Source organism: Candidatus Zixiibacteriota bacterium, assembly GCA_036397555.1.
Taxonomy (GTDB): Bacteria; Zixibacteria; MSB-5A5; order WJJR01; family WJJR01; genus DATKYL01.
The window spans coordinates 664,001-670,000 of sequence record DASWIS010000008.1; the positions used below are offsets into that span (position 1 = coordinate 664,001).

At 57.6% G+C, this 6,000-nt stretch carries 4 protein-coding genes, 2 tRNA genes and 1 rRNA gene (1 of these 7 running past the window's edge); all 7 read left to right on the forward strand.

All coding sequences use genetic code 11. The features are described from left to right. The first annotated feature begins 15 nt into the window (after nucleotides 1–15). The gene (locus tag VGB22_04450) at nucleotides 16–603 is read left to right on the forward strand and encodes a hypothetical protein (GenBank protein HEX9750530.1); all 588 of its coding nucleotides are present in this window, start codon (nucleotides 16–18) and stop codon (nucleotides 601–603) included. Nucleotides 604–700: 97 nt separating this feature from the next. After that, a tRNA-Phe gene (locus VGB22_04455) sits at nucleotides 701–773 on the forward strand. A gap of 124 nt (nucleotides 774–897) precedes the next feature. After that, entirely contained in the window at nucleotides 898–2,658 is a 1,761-nt protein-coding gene (locus VGB22_04460) for a DUF2723 domain-containing protein (protein HEX9750531.1), read from the forward strand. A gap of 102 nt (nucleotides 2,659–2,760) precedes the next feature. Further along, a tRNA-Thr gene (locus VGB22_04465) sits at nucleotides 2,761–2,833 on the forward strand. 191 nt (nucleotides 2,834–3,024) lie between these two features. Continuing rightward, nucleotides 3,025–4,647, forward strand: a complete 1,623-nt coding sequence (locus VGB22_04470; GenBank protein ID HEX9750532.1) for a sodium-dependent transporter — start codon at nucleotides 3,025–3,027, stop codon at nucleotides 4,645–4,647. Between the two features lie 18 nt (nucleotides 4,648–4,665). Further along, nucleotides 4,666–4,815 carry a hypothetical protein gene (locus VGB22_04475; protein HEX9750533.1) on the forward strand — a complete coding sequence of 50 codons (150 nt, stop codon included), beginning with the start codon at nucleotides 4,666–4,668 and terminating at the stop codon, nucleotides 4,813–4,815. Nucleotides 4,816–5,149: 334 nt separating this feature from the next. Further along, a 16S ribosomal RNA gene (locus VGB22_04480) occupies nucleotides 5,150–6,000 on the forward strand; it runs 712 nt beyond the window's last position.

A 6,000-nucleotide genomic window follows, 5' to 3' on the forward strand; every position in this document is an offset into this window, starting at 1 on the left:
ATGGGAGTTATTCCGATGATTCTGATGTCAGTGCGATGGTTGATCGCGGTTCTGTGCATTGTCGGTGTATTCGCGCCTGCCCAAGCCGGTGAGCAGAAACTCGACAATCATGTGACCGCCTATCTGTCAGCGGGTGCCAACGACAGTTCTGCCGTTCTCACGCTGTGGATGTCCAATGTCAATCCGGTGATCGGTGTCACGTTGCCGCTGAAGTTCGTTCCCGGCGACAGCGTCATGCATCTGGATTCCGCGTTATTTACCAATGGCGTCGTGGGACCATTCCTCAGCCTCGGACCGCGCTACACACCGAAAAACCAGTCTTTGCTGGTCAACTTCAGACGCCATCCCGATTCCACCAAGGCCAATGTCGGCGCCATCCCCGTCGGCCACGGCCTGATCGGCCAACTGTTTTTCAGCTCGAAGAAGCAGTTTCCAATGCAGGCGTTCATGGCGGCCGCGATCAAACTGCCACCGGAGGCGCGCCTCATGTACGTGACCGATACTTACAACTCGGTATTGCCGGAATTCGTCTTCAAAAAAGAGTCGCCGCCGCAGTGGCCTCCCGATGCTCCCAAAGACAGCGGGAAGTCGGCACCCCAATGATGCCTGAGCGGGGGGAGAATGCTGTTGACTCTCCCCGATGCCACGGTTTATCAAGCGCGTCCGGTCAAATCGCTCGGTTGGACCGGATTGCGACCCTGCCGCCCTAGCTCAGCTGGTAGAGCAACGGACTGAAAATCCGTGTGTCCGCAGTTCAACTCTGCGGGGCGGCACTTGACAGCATGGGCCTGCTTGACACCCTCCGCTTTTCCCCCATCTTACAATCGCCTCACAAGTTTGCGCACCCGATCGGAGCACGTCACATTGAAATCCCCGAGGTCACATCTCGAAGCTGCCTTGGAAACGCACGACAGGTCAGGCTGCGGGGATGCGGCCGCGACGGATGATGACTCTAAGGCGCCGGAGGAATTGCCCTCGATTCAAAAAAGTCCTTGGCACTCACCACGCAGATCGCAACTCGAATCCCGTATCGCATTGGGTGCGGTGCTCGTGGCGCTGCTGGCTTCGCGGTGGATGACGCATGCGGATTACCTGTTGCACCTAGATGCGGGCTGTTTCGCTCGTGCCCTGACGCAGTTTGATCTGTCGGCGCTCAGTCCTCATCCGCCGGGGTATGTGCTGTTTGTCTTGCTCGGTCGGCTGGCGCGGCTCATTGCGAACGATGCCAATCACGCGTACCTGATCGTGAATGTCGCAACGCAAGTCGGAACAGTCCTGATTCTCTTTCGCCTGCTGCGTGCTTCACTGGACACACTGTCGACGACCCTTGCCGTCGCGATTGTCATTTTTCACCCGCTGTTCTGGTATTACGGCACGACGACATCCATCTACGCGACGGAAGTGTTTCTTGCGGTGGCGATCATCGGCGCCTTAGACGATGATCACAGACATCCATCATCCCGGTGCCTGGGGTTCCTTGGCTTTCTGTGGACATTCGTGGGAGGGATCAGGCCAACAACTGTATTATTTCTTGGGCCGGTATTCCTCGATCACTTATGGCATCGTCGTCGCGACGGTCGAGGAGTTTTGTTGGCGCTTATGATGTCCATAGTTGGTGCCACGATGTGGGTTGTCCCGCTGATGATAATGTCAGGCGGGAGCAGCGCATACGTCGACGCCACTGGAGAGTACTTCGATCACTTTCTGACTGCCAGTTCAATCTTTTTTGCCGACGATGCGTCAGTCGCACTGAAGTACGGAATGGTAACCGGACTAGCATTCGCACTTTTGCTGATGCCGCTTGCTCCGATGGTCATCGCTGGATACCGACGTAGGCGAGTATTGGTGATCGACTCCGGCGTTGCGTCGTCTCGATTCCTCCTGCTGTGGAGTCTTCCGGCACTCGGCTTCTTTCTCTTGCTGCATATGGGGCAGCACGGTTACGCGCTGTGGTTTCTCGCGCCGCTCGTCATCTACCTGGTCACTCGTAGTGCCTTGGCATCCACGCGAGCGCAATCGCCTTGGGCATGTCGTTGGCCTCTTCTGGCGACACTCGTGCTTGAATTTGGATGGTACCTGGGAGCGCCGGCGCTCGTTAAGAATTATCCGAAGATGGCGGACGCGTCCTTCCTGAACGACCGCGCCAATTGGAAGTATCTTCTTGGTAAGGCCTACCGCATTCAATCGGACTTTTCGTTGAACGGCGTGCGACTTTGGGAGAATATAACACGGGGTTACCTTGAAGCTCTTCTGCAATATGCGCCGGACAGCGTTCTGTTCATTGAGCACAGTTACCGGGAGACCAATGCCTGGCTGCTGGTCGAACATGCCCCGGAATACACGTTTTTGGCCCGGCGGATGAAAACTGCCGAGTGGGCTATCCTCGGCGGCCAGTTGGAGGGTTTGGTTGTTGAGGCAGAGGACGGCGAAACGCGACTGTACGTACCGAGTCCGGTGCGAGCGGTACTGCTCATGGATGAGGGCTTTGGGGCCGTTTGGCCTCGTCGCGTGGAGTCTCCTCGACTCACTCAGTGCGGAAAGAGCCTGTATCTCTTTTCACGGGGCGACACCGTCGAGTTGCCTGACCTCCATCTCATTCTTGGGGATATCCACTTCACGGCTCCAAGCATGTTGAACGCCGGCCCCCAGGATCAATGACGGCCTGCGATTGTGCAAGCGAATCGGGATCGCCCGCTGTGCACGACCGCAAGAATCAATTGCCCCCGCCGAGTGCCTGTTGTTATCCTGCCGCCGCCGGCCGCCACCGTAGCTCAGCTGGTAGAGCAGACGATTCGTAATCGTCAGGTCAGCGGTTCGATTCCGCTCGGTGGCTGAATCTGAGGCGTTCCGTTGGGACCCTCCATCGGTCGCAATAAGTGTTGACATCTGATCCCGCAGGCCAAACCATTCACCCTCGATTCCTGCCGACAGTTGGTCGGTTGATCCAGTTTAGAATAGCTTAGACGATTGATACGCCTGCGGGCCGAACGTTCAACTTGCATGCACTGACGGAGGGCCGTCCGCATGTCCGCTGACCACAAGCATCACACTGAACAGTGGGGAACCCGGCTCGGCGTGATCCTTGCCGTCTCGGGATCCGCTGTCGGCCTGGGGAACTTTCTGCGTTTCCCCGGCCAGGCAGCGGCCAACGGTGGTGGGGCATTCATGATCCCGTATTTCTGCGCCCTGCTGCTTGTTGGCATCCCGATCGGCTGGGCGGAGTGGACGATGGGACGCTACGGCGGACTGAAGGGCCTGCACTCGGCGCCGTCGATTCTGGGGGTGTTTGCCAAGGGCGGCATAGGACGGTATTTGGGTGTCATCGGTGTGCTCATTCCTTTGGCAGTGTCGTTCTACTACACCTACATCGAGGCATGGTGCCTTGGCTATTTCTGGCAGTATATCTCCGGTGGCATGGGAATCGACGCGGCCGCGCCGATCGCCGAGCAGACGGCGCGCGCCGCGGAGTTCTACTCGGATTTCACGGGTCGCGGGCAAAACGGCGTCATCGCGGGCGGGTCGCTGGCGACGTTCGTGTTTTGGGTGGTCACGTTCGGCATCAATATCTGGCTCGTGTTCCGTGGCATTTCCCGCGGTATCGAGAAGTTCGTCAGTTGGGCCATGCCGATCATGGCCGTCTGCGCGGTGATCGTCCTGATTCGCGTCCTGACGCTCGGGACACCCGACCCCGCGCATCCCGAGCAGAGCGTTGTTAACGGTCTTGGGTATATGTGGAATCCCGACTTCAAAGCGCTGGGGAATCCGCAGACATGGCTGGCCGCAGCCGGGCAGATTTTTTTCAGCTTGTCGGTGGGATTCGGCGTCATCATCAACTACGCATCGTACATGAAGCGTAAAGACGATGTCGTTCTCTCCGGATTGACTGCGTCGGCCACCAACGAACTCTTTGAAGTGGGATTTGGCGGATTGATCACGCTGACTGCCGCATTCGTGTTTCTCGGCACGTCCAACATCATCGGCGCAGTGCAGGGCGGGACGTTCGGGCTCGGCTTTACGACGCTCCCGGTGGTATTCGCCCACATGGGACCGATCGGCAACATCATCGGCGCCATCTGGTTTCTGATGCTGTTTTTGGCGGCGGTGACCAGCTCCATCTCCATGTATCAGCCCGCATTGGCGTTCATTCGCGAGTCGCTGGGATGGAATCGGCTACGCGCAACGACTCTGATGGTCGGCATCTGTGTCGTTGGCTCAGCGCTGGTGATGTACTACAGCCGCGATGGCTTGTTCTGGTCCACCATCGACGACTGGGTCGGTACGTTCCTGATTTTTGTTCTGGCCATGGTACAGATCATTTGCTTCAGTTGGGTGTTCGGCATTGACCGTGGGATGAAGCTCGCCCACCAGGGATCGCACGCAAAGATTCCCCGCGCGTATCGATTTATCATGAAGTATGTGACGCCGACTTATCTGGTCGTGGTCTTCATCGCGTTCTGCTGGAGCAACCTCGGTTCCTGGGTCGGTTCGATCTTCGCTGATGTCGATCGGCCGTATGCTCCGGGACTGCGGCAAGGGGCGATGATCCTGATTGCCGGCGTGACGATCCTACTGGTCATTCTGACACGGATCGGCGAGAAACGTTGGCGGGCAGCCGGGCTCGACATCGACGGGAAAAAGGACGATTAGATTTTTGGAGGAATCGACATGACCGCGCTGGGATGGGTATTCCTGACACTTTCGATGATCTTTGTCTGGGGGCTGGTCATCTGGTGCTATGCCAAGGTCTTCACGATCCCGGAAGAGGAATTCGAGCGGCAGGAAGCTCACCCTGCAGAACACACTTACATACCGTAGCGTTGGCGCCGGTCGTTCGCCGCTGTGATCGGAAAGCCAGCCAACACAGCCCGGCGGCGACCGTATGATGCTTTGGCCGACCTTCTTGTAACTGCCAGTTCGATTTCGGCTTGACTTTGGTTTGGCCTCTTGTATCTTCAGCGTTTGCCGCTTCGGGCAGAAGCGGTGTTTTGTCTTGCTCTTTGAAAATCGAATAGCGTAGACAGGCCTAAAGCAGATTTGGTGCGGGCCAAGGGGTTTCTCTATGAAGCCCCGAGGTCAATGCAATTGTTTGGTGATTTTCCGAGGCGTTCCATTCGGATCGTCTCTTGAGCAAGAAATCGAAGATTTCTTTCTCACGGAGAGTTTGATCCTGGCTCAGAACGAACGCTGGCGGCGCGCTTCATACATGCAAGTCGAGCGAGAAAGCATCCTTCGGGGTGTGAGTAAAGCGGCGAACGGGTGCGTAACACGTGGGCAATCTGCCCATCGGTTCGGGATAAGCCTCCGAAAGGGGGTCTAATACCGAATGACATCCTGTTGGGGCATCCCGACAGGATCAAAGGCGGTCGTCTTCGGATGGCCGTTGCCGGTGGATGAGCCCGCGGTCCATTAGCTTGTTGGTGGGGTAACGGCCTACCAAGGCTCTGATGGATAGCCGGCCTGAGAGGGTGTCCGGCCACACTGGGACTGAGATACGGCCCAGACTCCTACGGGAGGCAGCAGTAGGGAATCTTGCGCAATGGGCGAAAGCCTGACGCAGCGACGCCGCGTGGGTGACGAAGCTCTTTGGAGTGTAAAGCCCTGTCAGCGGGGAAGAAACGGTCACGGAGGAAATGACGTGGCCCTGACGGTACCCGCAGAGGAAGTTCCGGCTAACTCCGTGCCAGCAGCCGCGGTAACACGGGGGGAACGAGCGTTGTTCGGATTCACTGGGCGTAAAGGGTGCGTAGGCGGGTCGGTCAGTCGGGTGTGAAAACTTGCGGCTTAACCGCAGGCTGGCATTCGAAACTGCCGGTCTTGAGTACGGGAGAGGGAAGTGGAATTCCTGGTGTAGCGGTGAAATGCGTAGATATCAGGAGGAACACCGGTGGCGAAGGCGGCTCTCTGGACTGACACTGACGCTGAGGCACGAAGGCCGGGGGAGCAAACAGGATTAGATACCCTGGTAGTCCCGGCAGTAAACGATGGACACTAGGTGTCGGA

Excerpts from the sequence above, each read along its gene's own strand:
- VGB22_04475 (HEX9750533.1), top strand. The coding sequence starts at position 4,666 with ATGACCGCGCTGGGATGGGTATTCCTGACACTTTCGATGATCTTTGTC.
- VGB22_04450 (HEX9750530.1), top strand. The coding sequence starts at position 16 with ATGATTCTGATGTCAGTGCGATGGTTGATCGCGGTTCTGTGCATTGTC.
- VGB22_04470 (HEX9750532.1), top strand. The coding sequence starts at position 3,025 with ATGTCCGCTGACCACAAGCATCACACTGAACAGTGGGGAACCCGGCTC.